Source organism: Modestobacter muralis, assembly GCF_010682105.1.
Classification (GTDB): domain Bacteria; phylum Actinomycetota; class Actinomycetes; order Mycobacteriales; family Geodermatophilaceae; genus Modestobacter; species Modestobacter muralis.
The window spans coordinates 443,787-459,164 of the sequence record NZ_JAAGWH010000013.1 but is presented as its reverse complement, the minus strand read 5'-3'; the positions used below and the strand labels follow the sequence as shown (position 1 = coordinate 459,164).

General features: G+C 74.8%; 12 protein-coding genes. 3 read left to right on the top strand and 9 right to left on the bottom strand.

What is annotated here, in order from left to right:
- Positions 1–232: 232 nt before the first annotated feature.
- The 6 genes from trxA to GCU67_RS06285 form a co-directional block, all read right to left on the bottom strand.
- Complete coding sequence (trxA, locus tag GCU67_RS06310) at positions 233–562, bottom strand: thioredoxin (protein WP_163610192.1); 330 nt, start codon at positions 560–562, stop codon at positions 233–235.
- 109 nt (positions 563–671) lie between these two features.
- Complete coding sequence (gene trxB / locus GCU67_RS06305; protein WP_163610191.1) at positions 672–1,691, bottom strand: thioredoxin-disulfide reductase; 1,020 nt, start codon at positions 1,689–1,691, stop codon at positions 672–674.
- Between the two features lie 52 nt (positions 1,692–1,743).
- The gene (locus tag GCU67_RS06300) at positions 1,744–3,339 is read right to left on the bottom strand and encodes a protein kinase family protein (protein ID WP_163610190.1); all 1,596 of its coding nucleotides are present in this window, start codon (positions 3,337–3,339) and stop codon (positions 1,744–1,746) included.
- A gap of 68 nt (positions 3,340–3,407) precedes the next feature.
- Positions 3,408–5,762 carry a murein biosynthesis integral membrane protein MurJ gene (murJ, locus tag GCU67_RS06295; protein ID WP_338104813.1) on the bottom strand — a complete coding sequence of 785 codons (2,355 nt, stop codon included), beginning with the start codon at positions 5,760–5,762 and terminating at the stop codon, positions 3,408–3,410.
- On the bottom strand, positions 5,759–8,089 hold the full coding sequence (locus tag GCU67_RS06290) for a DUF6049 family protein (protein WP_163610189.1): 2,331 nt from the start codon (positions 8,087–8,089) through the stop codon (positions 5,759–5,761). The genes murJ and GCU67_RS06290 overlap by 4 nt, the downstream gene beginning before the upstream one ends.
- Complete coding sequence (locus GCU67_RS06285; protein ID WP_163610188.1) at positions 8,086–8,562, bottom strand: NUDIX hydrolase; 477 nt, start codon at positions 8,560–8,562, stop codon at positions 8,086–8,088. Before GCU67_RS06285 ends, GCU67_RS06290 begins: the two co-directional genes overlap by 4 nt.
- 42 nt (positions 8,563–8,604) lie before the next feature.
- Between GCU67_RS06285 and GCU67_RS06280 the strand changes: the two genes are divergently transcribed.
- On the top strand, positions 8,605–10,092 hold the full coding sequence (locus GCU67_RS06280) for a CCA tRNA nucleotidyltransferase (RefSeq protein WP_338104812.1): 1,488 nt from the start codon (positions 8,605–8,607) through the stop codon (positions 10,090–10,092).
- Positions 10,093–10,184: 92 nt separating this feature from the next.
- On the top strand, positions 10,185–11,117 hold the full coding sequence (locus tag GCU67_RS06275; protein WP_163610187.1) for a PDDEXK family nuclease: 933 nt from the start codon (positions 10,185–10,187) through the stop codon (positions 11,115–11,117).
- Here GCU67_RS06275 and GCU67_RS06270 read toward each other — a convergent pair.
- The gene (locus tag GCU67_RS06270; RefSeq protein WP_163610186.1) at positions 11,040–12,425 is read right to left on the bottom strand and encodes an MFS transporter; all 1,386 of its coding nucleotides are present in this window, start codon (positions 12,423–12,425) and stop codon (positions 11,040–11,042) included. The two genes, GCU67_RS06275 and GCU67_RS06270, sit on opposite strands and share 78 nt — an antisense overlap.
- Positions 12,426–12,555: 130 nt before the next feature.
- Between GCU67_RS06270 and GCU67_RS06265 the strand changes: the two genes are divergently transcribed.
- Positions 12,556–13,227: a YqgE/AlgH family protein gene (locus GCU67_RS06265; protein ID WP_170311011.1), complete on the top strand. Its 672-nt coding sequence runs from the start codon at positions 12,556–12,558 to the stop codon at positions 13,225–13,227.
- Between the two features lie 121 nt (positions 13,228–13,348).
- On the opposite strand, the gene GCU67_RS06260 is transcribed toward GCU67_RS06265, so the two are convergent.
- Entirely contained in the window at positions 13,349–14,134 is a 786-nt protein-coding gene (locus GCU67_RS06260) for a hypothetical protein (protein WP_163610185.1), read from the bottom strand.
- A gap of 118 nt (positions 14,135–14,252) precedes the next feature.
- Entirely contained in the window at positions 14,253–15,332 is a 1,080-nt protein-coding gene (locus tag GCU67_RS06255) for an inositol-3-phosphate synthase (protein ID WP_163610184.1), read from the bottom strand.
- Positions 15,333–15,378 lie beyond the last annotated feature (46 nt).

Sequence of the window (15,378 nt, the reverse complement as noted above, 5' to 3'; positions counted from 1 at the left end):
TCGGGGGCCGGTCGGGACGGCCGGCAGTACGGACGTCGATTGTGGCCGGTGGTGACGGAGGGGTGCGCACCGGGTGACCTGATGCCGACGGGTGCCCGGTGGCGGACGGCCGGGTCACCGCCCCCCGGAACCGACGAGGCCCGCCCGTCCAGAGGACAGGCGGGCCGTGGTCGGCCCTCCTGCAGGGCCCCGTCGCGAGCGTGCGAGCGGTGGGGGGCAGGAGGGTCCTTCCTCAGATGTAGTCGGACAGGTCCGAGAGGATGGCGCCCTTGGGCTTCGCGCCGATGATGCTCTTGACCGGCTTGCCGTTCTGGAAGACCGTCATGGTCGGGATCGACATGACCTGGTAGTCCCGGGCGATCTGCGGGTTCTCGTCGATGTTGAGCTTGGCGATGGTGAGCTTGTCGGCGTGCTCCGCCGCGATCTCCTCCAGCACCGGGGCGACCATCTTGCACGGGCCGCACCACTCGGCCCAGAAGTCGACCAGCACGGGCTTGTCGCTGCCCAGCACGTCGGTCGCGAAGCTGGCGTCGGTCACGGTCACGGTGTTCTTGCCTGCCATGGTGGTGCTCCCTCGGGTCGCGGGTGAGTCGTTCGGTCCAACAGGTGCGGGGCAGGGTCTATGCCCCCGGCCCCCCTGGCCCTCCGCACGGGGGCTGAGGGGCCCTTCCTCAGCGCTCGTTGAAGGTGTCGGCCAGCCAGCGCTCGGCGTCGATCGCGGCGGCCGCACCGGTCGCGGCGGACGTGATCGCCTGCCGGTAGATGTGGTCGACGACGTCGCCGGCGGCGAAGACGCCGTCGATGTTCGTGCGGGTGGTCGGGTGGTCGACCACCACGTACCCCTCGTCGTCCAGCTTCAGCTGGCCGGCGAACATCTCGCTGCGCGGGTCGTGTCCGATCGCGACGAACAGGCCGGTGACCGGGAGCTGCTCGGTGGCGCCGGTGGCCACGTCGGTGAGCTCGACGGCCGAGACCGCACCCTCGCCGTGGACGTCGGTGACCTGCTTGCCCAGGGCCCAGCGGATCTTCTCGTTGTCCTGCGCGCGCTTGACCATGATCTTCGACGCGCGCAGCTCCTCGCGGCGGTGGACCACGGTGACCGACTTGGCGAAGCGGGTCAGGAAGGTGGCCTCCTCCATCGCGGAGTCACCGCCACCGACCACGACGATGTCCTGGTCCCGGAAGAAGAACCCGTCGCAGGTGGCACAGGCGGAGACGCCGTGGCCGAGCAGCCGCTGCTCGTTGTCCAGACCCAGGTACCGGTACTTGGACCCGGTCGCGATGATGACCGCGTGCGCACGGTGCTCCACCCCGCCGACCTTGACGATCTTGGGGTTGACGGTGAGGTCGACCTCGGTGACGTCGGAGGGCACCAGCTCGGCGCCGAAGCGCTCGGCCTGGGTGCGCATGTCGTCCATCAGCTGGGGGCCCTGGACGCCCTCGGGGAAGCCCGGGAAGTTCTCCACCTCGGTGGTGGTCATCAGGGCGCCACCGAACTGCGAGCCCTCGAACACCAGGGGGTGGAGGTTCGCGCGGGCGGCGTAGGTGGCAGCGGTGTACCCCGCGGGGCCGGACCCGATGATGATCAGGTCACGGACGCCGTCGTGCTCCGCCGGGGGGATCGCCGGGTGCGCCGGGTCGGTGGAGACCGCGGGGCCGGGAGCGGGCTGGTCGTTCGTCACGGTCGGCACAACGGACAGCCTAGGTGGGGCATTCCCCCCGGTCACGCCCCCGAGGGAGTGGTCAGCCGGCGGAGCGGAAGGTGACCTCGGCGAGGTCGGCGCTGAAGGTGCTGCCCTCGGGGACCAGTCCGGTGACCCACACCAGCACGTAGCGGGTGGTGATCGGGGCCTGGAAGGCCAGGTCGTCGGTGCCGGCCAGGTCGCCACTGGCCGCGACCGTGAAGTCGGTCAGGTCGCTGTCGGGGGTGCCGCCGGTGCGGATCTCGACGGTGGAGCCGGGCTTGGAGGTCTGCAGCTCGACGCTGGTCACCGGCTGCTCGCTGCCCAGGTCGTAGAGGACCCCGACGCCGTCCTTGAGGTTGCCGAAGTCGGCGGAGTTCCGGTAGTTCAGCGTGGACCAGGCGGTGGCGGGGTCGCCGTCGGTGGTCAGCGGGACGTCGCCGTCGTTCTCCGGCTCGCCGTCGCCGAAGGGGTCGAAGACGGTGGCGCCGGTGACCGACAGCGGGGTGCCCGGGCTGGACGACGGCGCCGCGGGGTCGCCGGCGGCGGAGGAACTGGCGGTGGCACCCGCGCCGGGCACCGTCCGGCCACCGTTGGAGTCCACGCTGCTGGCGACGGTCAGCACGTTGCTGCCGACCCACCAGCCGATCGCGACGATCACGGCGAGGGCGAGCAGAGGCAGCCCGACCACCGCGAGCCGGCGACGGGCGGTGGGGGCCGGCTCCTCGTCGACCTCCTCCTCGTCCTCGGCGAAGGTCGTCCCCCAGTCGAGATCGTCCTCGTCGTCGACCTCGACCGCGTGCCGGGCGGCCAGCGGGCGGGCCATGGCGCGGCCGGGCACCGGCGGGAAGGTGTGCGGGTCGAGCCGGACGGGACCGTCGGGGTCCTCGGCGTCGGCGAGGTCGCGGCGGTCGCGCAGCCGGCGCATCCAGCCGCTGTCGGTCAGCCCGTCGGGACGGGCCGCCTCCTGCGGGGCGGTGCGCGGGCGCTCGGCCAGCAGGGCGACCATCGCGCCGGCGCTGGACAGCCCGTTCGCGGGGTCGGTCGAGCGGGCCCGGCGCACCAGGGCGGCCAGGTCGGGAGAGGAGATCGGCGTGGGTCGGCCGGCGGTCAGGCACAGCTCCAGGAGCGCGCCGAGGGCGGCGATGTCGCCCTCCTCGGTGCTCGTGGCGGCCGGCACCGACAGCAGGCCGACGAGGCCGCCGGGGCGCAGCACGACGTGCTCGGCGGTCAGCCCGCCGACGGCCAGCCCGACTCGGTGCGCCTCGGCGACGCCCTCGGCCAGCCGGCGCACGACGGCGCTGGCCTCGCGCTCGCCCAGCGGGCCCTCGGCCAGCCGGTCGGACAGCCGGGTGCCCTCGATCCACTCGTTGACCACGTAGGCGGCGCCACCGGGCTCGGTGCCACCGGTGCCCTCGGCCGCGTCGTAGACCATCGCCAGCGCCGGCGTGGCCAGCCCGCCGGCGGTCAGGGCGCGGGTGATCCACTCCCGGGCGGCGGGGCCGCCGGGGGTGTGGACGCGCAGCGCGACGTCACGGTTCAGCACGCGGTCCCGGGCGCGCCAGGAGCGGATGACGCCGGTGGGCGTCTCCTCGTCGGGGGCGACCTGGTCGAGCGGGCGGTACCGGTCGGGCAGGCCTGTGGTCGTCGACGTCACGGACGCTGCCGACCCCCTGCTCTGTCCTGCCGGGGACGGCGCCCCCGTGCCCGGCACCGGTGGTCTGGTCACCGTGATCGCCCGAGCTTCGCCCGGACACCGGCCAGGCCGTCCCGGACCTCGGGGACGCCGACCACCACGGCACCCGCGACCACCGCGCTGCCGATGACCACGGTACCGAGGAGGACCGTTCCGAGCGAGCCCGGGACCGACTCCCCCAGGGAACGGCCGGCCAGGGAGACCGCGACCCAGCCCAGGACGCCGGCGACGAGGGAGACCAGGGCCATCCGGGCGACCGTCCGGCCGGCGTCCGGGCCGGCGCGGACGCCGAGCTTGCGGTGCAGGGCGACGCTGCCGGCCAGCCAGCCCATCAGGTAGGTGGTGCTGGTGGCGATCATCAGGCCGGCGACGACGTGCTCGGGGCTGACCAGCACGGGCACCAGCAGCAGCAGCGGCACCCGGACGGCGACCATGGCCAGCTGGATGAACGTCGGCGTCCGGGCGTCCTTCATGGCGTAGAAGACCCGCAGCTGGAGCAGGGTGACCGCCATCGGCAGCAGCCCGAAGGCCCCCCAGGCCAGCGCGACGCCGATCGAGTGGGCCTGCTCGACGCTGGTGTTGCCCCAGCCGAAGGCGACGGTGGCCACGGCCGGGCCGAGCACCACCAGGACGGCGGTGACCGGCAGCAGCCCGGTGGCCGACAGGCGGGTGCCCAGGGTGAGGTCGGCGACGACGCCGTCCAGGTCCTGGCGGGCGGCGGCGCGGCTCATCCGGGGCAGCAGCGCGGTCAGCAGGGCGACGCCGATGATCCCGTAGGGCATCTGGAACAGCAGGCTGGCGATGGCGAAGGCGCTGGACCCCAGCCCGCCCTCCCGGCCGGCGGCGTTGGCCACGCGCATCGCGATGATCACGCCGACCTGGCTGATCGCCGCGTAGGCCACCACCCAGATGCCCAGGGAGCCGGCCTCGCGCAGCCCGGTGCCGCGCAGGCCCCAGCGCGGGCGCAGCGGCACGCCGACCTTGCGCAGCAGCGGCAGCAGGATCAACGACTGCACGGCGATGCCGGCGGTGGTGCCGATGCCGAGCAGCCAGACCTGGTAGTCGCTGATGGTGACCGGGGTGAGCTCACCGGGGCCGCTGGCGGCGATGAACAGCGCACCGGTGGCGATGACCACCAGGTTGTTGAGCACCGGCGCCCAGGCCGGGGCTCCGAAGACCCCGCGGGAGTTGAGCACCGCGGCGGCCAGCGCCCCCAGCCCGTAGAAGACGATCTCGACCAGCAGCAGCCTCGCCAGCCAGTTGGCCAGCGACACCTGGTCGGCGTCCCCGCTGATGTCGGCCAGCCGGGTGAGCAGCGGTGCGCCCAGCACCCCCAGGGCGGTGATCACCAGCAACCCGACGGTGGCGATGGTCATCAGCCGCTGGGTGTAGCCGACGCCGCCGTCCCGGTCCTTGACCTGGGCCTGGACCAGCAGCGGGACGACGACCGAGGACAGCACGCCGCCCAGCAGCAGCTCGTAGACCAGGTTGGGCAGGGTGTTCGCGGTGTTGTAGGCGTCGTTGACCAGGGTCACGCCCAGCGCGGCGGCGATGACGACGGTGCGCAGCAGCCCGGTGAGCCGGCTGACCAGGGTGGCGACCGCCATCGTGCCGGCGGCCCGCAGGATCCCCTTGCTGCCGCCGGGGGCGCCCTCGCGGTCGGCGACCTCCTCGTCGTCCTCGTCGACCTGCTGCACCGGCGGGAAGGCGGGGATGAGCTGGGTGTCGTCGGGGCCGGGGACGAACCGCCGCACGCGGGTCGGCGGCGGGACGGGGGGCAGGTCGGTGCGCCGGCGCGGCACGACCGGCGGCAGGCCGGCCACCGGGGCCGGGTCCAGCGGCGTCACCGGCGGGAGCGGACGGCGGACCTGGCTGGGTGCCTGGGGCAGCTCCGCGCCGGTGCGGGGTCCGGCACCCGAGGGGCGGGCCGAGGGGTAGTTCGGTGGCAGGGGCAGCGCTCGCGGCGGCACCCGGTCGCGCGCGGGTGCCGGGGCAGCGGGCCGGGCCGGGGCGGGGGCGGACCCGGCGTCGCCGGAGGGACCCGCGCCCCGTGCCGGTGGCACGTCGCGGGCCGGTGCCACGTCGCGGGACTGCGTGGCGTCGCGTGCCGGTGGGACGTCGCGTGCCGGCGGGACGGCGCGGGACGGCGGTGGCACCGGGACCGCCGGGGCGGCGGCCTGGGCCGGGGACGGGGCGGGGACGCCGCGGGCGCCGTTGTACGGCGGCGGCGGCAGCGGCACGGGCGGGACCGGGCGGTCCGGCCGCGCGAGCGGGCGGGCGGCGGCGTCGGGGCGGTCGGCGGGCCGCTGCTCGTCGGCGGACCGCCATGACCCGGCGTCGGCGCGCTGGTCCTCCGGGGAGCCGGCGCGGGAACTGCTGCTCACACCGGGCTCCGGGTGGGCGGCACGCCGGCGCCACCGGCGGGCGAGGAGTTTCCGGTGGTCTCGCCGCGGCGGCGGGCCAGCACGAAGAGCACGCCCCGGCGCAGGAACAGCAGGCCGAGCAGGCCCGCGGCGCCGATGGTGAGGCCGAGGGTGATCGGGCCGTAGGCGGTGCTCTTGACCTGCATCTGCACCTCCTCGCCCAGCAGCTCACCGCCGGGCGTGGTCAGCCGGGCGGTCACCGCGAAGCCGCCGGACTGCTCCACGCGGGCCGGCACCTCCAGCAGGCGGCGGGACTCGGGCTCCAGGGTGGTGACGCCGATGTCCTCGGTGGTCAGCTGCACGTTCTCGCGGGTGATGAGCTCGAGCTCCACGTCGATGGGGAAGGGCAGGTCGTTGCGCACGGTGAGCACCAGCGGGGCGTCCCGGGAGGCGAGGCTGTAGGTGCCGTCGACCGGGGCGACCAGGGTGACCTGCCGGCGCAGGGCGTCGATCGAGTCCCGCAGCCGCGCGGCCCCGGCGGCGAACTCGACCGGATCGCCCCGCCAGCCGGCCGAGGCGGCCCGGGCGATGGCGGCGTCGTAGCCGGCGAGCACGCTGGCCGGCTCGCTCACGGCGGCGCTGAAGTCGTCGCGCACCCGAGCCGTCGCGGCGATCACGGCCAGGTCGTCGGCGGACAGCGGTGCACCGCTCCCGGCCTCGGGCGCCAGGTCGCCGGCGGGGCCGGGGGTGGTCGCGTCGGCGTCCGTCCCCGCGCCGGCCAGGTCGGCCACCGGGACGGCGGTCAGCCACGGCTGCTCGACGGTGTCGGTCATCATCGCCGCGACCGTCACCGGGTCGGGGTCGACCCGGCGCGGGGGGACGACGAGCAGGGTCGACGGTGCGTCCGCGGTCTGGGTGGCCAGCGTGCCCAGCTCGGCCAGGAAGCTCTGCTCGGTCAGCCGTCCGCGGTCGGACTCGGCGGTCGCGCCGGTGACGAGGTCGGTGAGCCGCTGGTCGGCGACCAGGGCGGTCATCGGCCCCACCGCGGTGGGCAGGCTGCTCGCCGGCACCGCGGAGCCGCCCGCGGCGCCGACGGCGCGGTCGCCCGCGGTCAGCTGCTCCTGGGCCAGCACCACGGTGCGCGCCCCGCCGGTGCGCAGGGCGGCGAGGGTGTCGGGACGGACCGCGCCCTCGGCCGGCCAGGCCACGTCGGTGCGCGGTTCGACCCCCAGCACGTCGCGGACGATCGCGGCCCCCGCGCTGCCGGTCGTGGCCTCGGTGGCCCCGGGCACGCCGGGCTGGCGGGCGGTGCCCTCGGGCGTGCCGGGGAGGGAGCGGGTCAGCACCTCGGTCTGTCCGGCGGCGACCAGCGCGTCGGCGTCCACGTCGGCGTAGGGCAGCGCGATCACCGAGGTGACCGCCGCGGCACGCAGCCGCTCGAGCAGGTCGGCGGCGTCGGCGGTCCCGGTGCCGTCGGCGTCGCCGACGCGGTAGGGGCCGGCCGCCATGACCGCCAGCTCCTCCAGCAGCGCGGGGTCGACGGCGAGGGTCACCGGCACCGTCGGCCGGGTCTCACCGGGCACCCGGGGCAGCCGGTCCAGGACGTCGAGGGCGCGGTCGAGCCGGCCGCCCTCGGCCACCGCGGCGGCGAGCTGGTCGTCGAGGAAGGCGCCGGTGGGGTCGCGGTGCGGCCGGTCGGCGATCGGCCAGAGCCAGGCGACCGCAGTCCGCCGGGGCGGGTCGGCCGGCGGGGTGACCCGGGAGACCAGCTGGGTGGCCAGCTCCCCCACCCGCTCCTCGGCGCCGTCGGTGGGCACGCCGTTGACGTTGACCAGCACCGGGTAGACGCCGTCCTCGGTGAGCTGCAGGACCTCCGCGGTGGTCGTGTACTCGACGCTGCGGGACTCACCGGGGGCCAGCTCGCCGTCGACGTCCTGCCAGGGCGCCGCGGCCGCGGCCCCACCGCTGTCGGCGGAGTCGAGCTCGGCGTCCAGGCCGGCCCGGGTGCGCAGCACGTCGCCGCGCTGCAGCCGCACCGACAGGTCGCGGTAGGTGGTGGTGCCGTCGTTGACCAGGGTGAGGCCCAGCTGGACCGGTGCGCCCGGGACCACCGTGCGCGGTTCGAGGCGTTGGACCACCACCCGCACCGGGCGGGTGGCCTCGGTGGCGGCGGTGCTGTGGTCCGGCTCGCCCGGCGCCGCCTGCGCGGCCGGCGGGCCGACCACGCCGGTCAGCACGGTCAGGACCGCCCCGAGGACGGCGGTGCGCCCGGCGGCCCGGGACGACGTGCAGGAGGCGACGCCGAGGCCAGTGCGGCCGTCGGCGCGGCCGGCGGCCCGCCGCCTCACGCGCTGTCGGCCAGCAGGCCCGGCGCGCGCTCCACCAGGGCGCGCTCGTCGGCGTAGGCCAGTCGGCCGCCCAGTTCGTCCAGCGGCACCCAGGCCACCTCGGTGACCTCCACGTCCTCGTCGGACAGCGCGCCACCGGTGGCCCGGAGCAGGAAGTGGTGGACGGTCTTGTGCACCCGCCGCCCGTCGGCGACGAACCAGAAGTCGATGATCCCCAGCGGGGCGACGACCTCGCCGATGATGCCGGTCTCCTCGGCGACCTCGCGGACGGCGGTGTCCTCGGGCGTCTCGCCCGCCTCGATGTGGCCCTTCGGCAGGGACCACAGCAGGCGGCCGCGCCGGTCGGTGCGCCCGATGAGGGCAGCGCGCGGCCCGGTCAGCGCGTCGTCGGCGACCACCAGGCCGCCGGCAGAGGTCTCGTCGACCCGGCGCAGTCGGCGGCCGGGGCGCTGTCGCCCGCCCGTCCCAGCCATGCGGAGAGGGTAGCGCGCGCGACCGCACTACCCTCGCTCGTCGTGTCAGTCGAGCATCCGCGTCGTCCTCCCGCCCAGCCCGTCCCCGCGGCGGTGCAGGCGACGGTCCGCGAGCTCGTGGACCTCTCGCCGGTGCTCGCCGAGGTGGGCCGCCGGTTCACCGCGGCCGGGTTCGAGGTGCACCTGGTCGGCGGATCGGTGCGCGACGCGCTGCTGGCAGCCGCGGACGACGCCGCCCTGCCGACGGGCGACCTCGACCTGACGACCGACGCCCGGCCGGAGCAGACCCTGGAGGTGCTGCGCGGCTGGGCCAGTTCCACGTGGAACACCGGCATCGCCTTCGGCACGGTCGGCGCCGAGGTCCGCGGGGAACGGCTGGAGATCACCACCTTCCGGGCCGACCGGTACGACCGGGAGTCCCGCAACCCCGAGGTCGCCTGGGGCGACTCCCTGGTCGAGGACCTGGCCCGCCGGGACTTCACCGTCAATGCGATGGCGGTGTCCCTCGGTGAGGACCGCACCGTCACCGACCCGTTCGGCGGTCTCGGGGACCTGCTCGCCCGCCGGCTGCGCACCCCCGGCCGGGCCGAGGACTCCTTCGCCGACGACCCGCTGCGGATGCTGCGCGCGGTGCGCTTCGTCGCCCAGCTGCAGCTGGTCCCCGACCCCGAGGTCGTCGAGGCGATGACCTCCCTGGCCGGCGAGCTGGGCCGGATCACCCCGGAGCGGGTGCAGCACGAGTTCTCCCGCACCCTGCTCAACGACTCCCCCAGCGAGGCGCTGGACCTGTTCGTGTCCACCGGGCTGGCCGACGTCGTCCTGCCCGAGCTGTCCGCGCTGCGGATGGAGATCGACGAGCACCACCAGCACAAGGACGTGTACGCCCACTCGCTGATCGTGCTGGACCAGGCGATCGCGCTGGAACAGGCCGACCCGCAGGCGGAGTCGCCGGACCTGGTGCTCCGGCTGGCCGCGCTGCTGCACGACATCGGCAAGCCGGCCACCCGCCGGCACGAGGCCGGTGGCCGGGTGTCCTTCCACCACCACGAGGTGGTCGGCGCCAAGCTGGTGCGCCGCCGGCTGACCGCGCTGAAGTACCCCAAGGACGTCGTGGAGGCCGTCGGTCGGCTGACCTTCCTGCACCTGCGGTTCCACGGGTACGGCAACGGCGAGTGGACCGACTCCGCCGTCCGCCGCTACGTCACCGACGCCGGCGACCTGCTCCCCCGGCTGCACAAGCTGGTGCGCTCGGACTCCACGACCCGCAACAAGAAGCGGGCGGCGATGCTGTCGGCGACCTACGACTCCCTCGAGGAGCGGATCAAGGAGCTGTCGAAGGCGGAGGACCTGGGCCGGATCCGGCCCGACCTCGACGGCAACCGGATCATGGAGCTGCTGGACATCCCGCCGGGCCGCGAGGTCGGCGAGGCGTGGCGCTTCCTCAAGGACCTGCGCCTCGAGCGCGGCCCCCTCGACCCCGACGTGGCCGAGGCCGAGCTCCTCACCTGGTGGCGCAACCGCAGCTCGTGAGCGGAGTGGATCCGTCGCGCTGACGCCGACGGATCCACTCCACCTGTGGACGGCGCCCGCGAGGGTGACCGGTCTGCCGCCACCCTGCTGCGGTGCCCAGCGCCTCCCTCTTCCCCACCGACCGCCGCGTCGCCCACCGGCGGGACCTGAGGGCGGCGGGCATCAGCAACCAGCGGGTCCGCACGGCGGTGCGGACCGGACGCTGGCAGGAGCCGGTCCGCGGGGTGGTCGTGGCGCACGGGGGCGGGCTGACCCGCCGTGAGCGGTGGCAGGTCGGCCTGGAGTTCGCCGGCCCTGACGCCTGCCTGTCCCACCACAGCGCGCTGGTGGCCTGGGGGGCCCGCGTGGACGAGCTGTCGCCCCGCCGCCGCACGGCGGGGGTGACGGGCGCCTTCGCCGCACCCCCCGAGACGGGGATGGTCGAGGTGTCCCGCCCGCACGGTCAGCACATGGCCTCGCACGGCTTCGTCGTCGTCCACCAGAGCCGGCGTCCCTTGGAACCGGTGGTCGTCGCTGGTCTGCCGGTGACGACTGCCGCCCGGGCGGTGGTCGACGTCAGCCTGGGCGCACACCGCCGGGCCGACGTCGAGCACGTGGTCTCCGACGCTCTGCAGCGCGAGCTCGTCTCGATCGACGACCTCTTCTCCGAGGCGCGTGCGCTGGGCCGGCGACTGGGCCCGTGGTTGCGGTCCGCGCTGGAGGACGCCCGCCGGGGCATGCGCTCGGTCGGCGAGAGCGACCTCCGCCGGGTCGTCGTCGCGGCCGGACTCCCGGAACCGGAGTGGAACGCGCCCGTCGACACACCGGCCGGCCGGTTCTTCGTCGACGCACTGTGGCGCGAGCACGGCGTGGGCGCGGAGGCCGACGGGCGTGCGTGGCACCTCAGCGCCGAGGACTGGGCCGCCGACCTGCGCCGGCAGAACGCCCTGCACGGCGCTGGTCTGGTGCTACTCCGCTTCCCCGTGCCGCGGCTGCGAGCCGACCGGGTGTCCTGCGGCCGGGAGATCGCGGCCCTCGTGCACTGAGTGGAGTGGATGAGCCGGCGTCAGCTCGACGAATCCACTCCGCTTCGCCCAGCGGGAGAAGGCGAGGGCGGTGAGGACGTAGCCGGCGCCGACGGCGATGAGCACCGGCCAGCTGACCCCCGAGGCCGGCAGCAGCAGCGCGCCGACCAGCAGCGCGACCACGTAGGTGACGTTGAACAGGGTGTCGTAGGCGGAGAAGACGCGGCCGCGGAAGTCGTCGTCCACCGACTCCTGCAGGGTCGTGTCGACGCAGATCTTGACGCCCTGCGCGACGAAACCCAGGGTGAGGACGGCGGCCACGATCGCCGGCGGGGTGAACAGCCCGCCGAGCACGAGCTGGCCGACGCCGGCGAGCAGCAGCAGCCCGATCACCCAGGGCGCCTTGCCCCAGCGGCGCACCGCAGCCGGGGTCACGGCGGCGGCCAGCAGGGTGCCGGCCGCACCGGCGGCCAGGACCTCGCCCAGTCCGGCCAGCCCACCCGGGAAGAGACCGGACTCGCCCTCGAAGCTGTTGCGGTACAGCAGCAGGGTCATCAGCGTGAGCAGCCCGTAGAACACCCGGTGCACCGCCATCACCGACAGGACGGCGGTGGCCGGGGGGTGGGCGAGCATGTGCCGGGCGCCGCCCACCATCCCGTGCAGGACGTCGCGGGCGCTCACGGTGGCCGCCAGCGTCAGGTGGTCCGGCCCCAGGTAGGGGCGGGGGAACCCGGAGACGACCGCGGACGCCACCAGGTAGGGCACCGCGGAGACCAGCGCCAGCAGGGCGTAGCCGGCCGCACCCGACCCGCCCAGCTCGGTCGCCCCGATCGCCAGGCCGCCGCCCAGCACCGCGGCGATGGCCCCCGAGGTCGTCGACAGCGCGTTCGCCGAGACCAGCGACGGCTCGTCGGTGACGTGAGGCAGCCCCGCCGACAGCGCCGAGAGCACGAACCGGTTGACCGAGAAGACCAGCAGCCCGGCGATGTAGAAGCCGGCCCCGGTCACCTCGGCCAGGACCAGCGCGGCCACGCCCAGCACCAGCACCGCGCGCACCAGGTTGGCGACCATCAGGACCTGCCGGCGGCTCCAGCGGTCCAGCCACACCCCGGCGAACGGTCCGACCAGCGAGTACGGCAACAGCAGGACGGCGAACCCGGCGGCGATGTCGAACGGGTCGGTGGCCTGCGAGGGGTTGAACAGCACCGTCCCGGCCAGCGCGGCCTGGAAGACGCCGTCGCCGAACTGGGAGGCCAGGCGGGTGGCCAGCAGCCGGCGGAAGTCACCGCGCAGGAGGAGGTGACGCACGGTGGTGGGCGCCTGCTGCACTCGGACAACACTACGTCGCTGCCGGTGACCCGCCAGCCCGGAGCGGAGGACCGGTGGACGGCGCGCACGGCTCCACGGGGCGGGGCGGTGTGCCGCCCCTCACGGCCGTGGCTGATGCACACTGGAGGGGATGAACCCGGTGCCCTCGTCACCCGACCCCGAGCGTCGTCCCGCGGCCGAGCAGGCCGCCGGTCGACGCCGGTCCGGTGGCGTCCCCGACCTCTCGGTGGGGAGCCTGGACGACGTCCGTCCGGGCTCGCTGCTGGTCGCGCTGCCCGGTCTGGTCGACCCGACCTTCGCCGGCGCGGTGGTCTACGTGCTCGACCACTCCGGCACCGGCACGATCGGCGTGGTGCTGGGGCGGCCGAGCGAGGTGCGCATCGGCGACGTCCTCCCGGGCTGGTCCGAGCTGGCCGTGGCGCCGGAGGTCTTCCACATCGGTGGCCCGGTCGAGGCCGACACCGCCCTGTGCCTGGCCACCCGCCGGGGCAGCGCCCCGCTGCCCGAGGACAGCGGCCTGCGCCAGGTCGCCGGCGCGGTGCACCTGGTCGACCTGGACAGCGACCCCGACGAGCTGATCGGCGAGATCGGCGGCCTGCGGGTGTTCGCCGGGTACGCGGGCTGGTCCCACGGGCAGCTGGCCGACGAGCTCGCCGAGGGCGCCTGGGCCTGCGTGACCGGGCTGCCCGGTGACCTGCTGACCGGCGCGGCCGGTCCCGAGCTGTGGCGGTCGGTGCTGCGCCGTCAGTCCGGCCGGCTCGGCGTGCTGTCGACGGCCCCCGCGGACCCCTCCGCCAACTGAACCCGGGGTGCCGGGTCGACAGCTGCGCGTGTCGACTCCCGCAGCGGGCCGCGGCCTGGTAGGAAGGGACCCGCAGGAGGGGGCGGCCTGGGGAAGAGGCCGCCCCCTCCTGTGCTGTCTGCTACAGGCCCAGCGTGCTGGCGATCTCCGGGTGGGCGGTCAGGTCGACCGTGTCGGCGTCGGCGGGCAGCGGGATCTCCCGCTCGCCGTGGTCGGACAGGTCGATCGTGACGTCGAAGTCCTGCAACCGCGTCACGTACTGCAGCAGCAGCCGGCTCTCCGCGCCCACGGCGATCGTGGCGCCGGTGCCGCTCTGGAAGAGCGAGGCCAGCTCGCCGTCGACCTGCTGCGCACCGCGCCAGGTGTACTGCCCGAAGGACCCCGGGTCGTCAGCGCTGCGGGCCGACAGCCGGGTGACCATCTGCACCAGCACGTCCAGCAGTGAGGCGGTGCCGTTGGCGTTGGTGGCGGTGACCGGCCGGCGGACGTAGGTCGCAGCCGGGAGCCCGGCACCGCTGAGCGCCTCGGCCAGCCCCGGGACGTCGCCCTGGTAGAGCTCCTGCTCGCTGAAGAACAGCGTGCGGGTCTCCTCCGGCCGGCCGTCCCCGTAGGTGGTCACGGCCTGGGCGCGGCCGATGCTGCGGGCGAAGTCGATCTCGCCGGTGAGGGTCAGCTCGGCGCCCTGGGCGTAGGGCGCGCGGACCTCGAAGTCGGCGCCACCGGCCTCACGGTCGGCGTAGAGGACCTGGCTGAGGACCTCGGCCTCCTGGGTGCTGACCGGGTCACCGGGCGTCCGCTGCGCGGCCTCGTCCTCGCCGCAGCCGGCCAGCAGTGCGGCGACCACGCCGAGGACCGCGACCCGGGAGGACAGGCGCGCGAGCGGACGGGGACGGCGGAGGGAGCGCATGCTCCTAGGTTAGGAGCCCGGCCTGAGCGGGCCGGCCGCGCGACGAGGAACGGCCCGCGCCCCCGTGGTGCGGGGGGCGCGGGCCGTCACGGCACCGTCCTCAGCGGGACGGCGTTCCTCAGCGCTCGACGTCGCCGCGGATGAAGGCCTCGACGGCGTCACGGGCGGTGCTGTCGTCGTACTGCTCTGGCGGGCTCTTCATGAAGTACGAGGACGCCGACAGGACGGGGCCACCGATGCCGAGGTCCTTGGCGATCTTCGCGGCGCGGACGGCGTCGATGATGATGCCGGCCGAGTTCGGGGAGTCCCAGACCTCGAGCTTGTACTCCAGGCTCAGCGGGACGTCGCCGAACGCGCGGCCCTCGAGGCGGACGTAGGCCCACTTGCGGTCCGAGAGCCACGGCACGTGGTCCGAGGGGCCGATGTGCACGTTGTCCTTGCCCATGTCCCGGTCGACCTGGCTGGTGACGGCCTGGGTCTTGGAGATCTTCTTGGACTCCAGGCGCTCGCGCTCGAGCATGTTCTTGAAGTCCATGTTGCCGCCGACGTTGAGCTGCATGGTGCGGTCGAGCTGCACGCCGCGGTCCTCGAACAGCTTGGCCAGCACGCGGTGGGTGATGGTGGCGCCCACCTGGCTCTTGATGTCGTCGCCGATGATCGGCACACCGGCGTCGGTGAACTTCTGCGCCCACGCGGGGGTGCCGGCGATGAAGACCGGGAGGGCGTTGACGAACGCGACCTTCGCGTCGATGGCGGCCTGCGCGTAGAACTCCGCAGCCTGCTGCGAACCGACGGGCAGGTAGCAGACGAGCACGTCGGCGCCGGACTCGCGCAGCGCGGCGACCATGTCGACCGGCTCGTCGTCGGACTCCTCGACGATCTCGCGGTAGTACTTGCCCAGCCCGTCGAGGGTGGTGCCGCGCTGGACGGTCACGCCGAGCGGCGGGACGTCGGCGATCTTGATCGTGTTGTTCTGGCTGGCCGAGATCGCCTCGGAGAGGTCACGGCCGACCTTCTTGCCGTCGACGTCGAACGCGGCGACGAACTCGATGTCGGAGACGTGGTAGTCGCCGAACCGGACGTGCATGAGGCCGGGGACCGTGGCGGTCTCATCGGCGTCCTTGTAGTACTCCACGCCCTGGACGAGCGAGGCGGCGCAGTTGCCGACGCCGACGATGGCGACCTTGACCGATGCCATGGACTGTCTCCCTCCGGCGGGCCCCGTGTGGGCCCGGACGATGTGC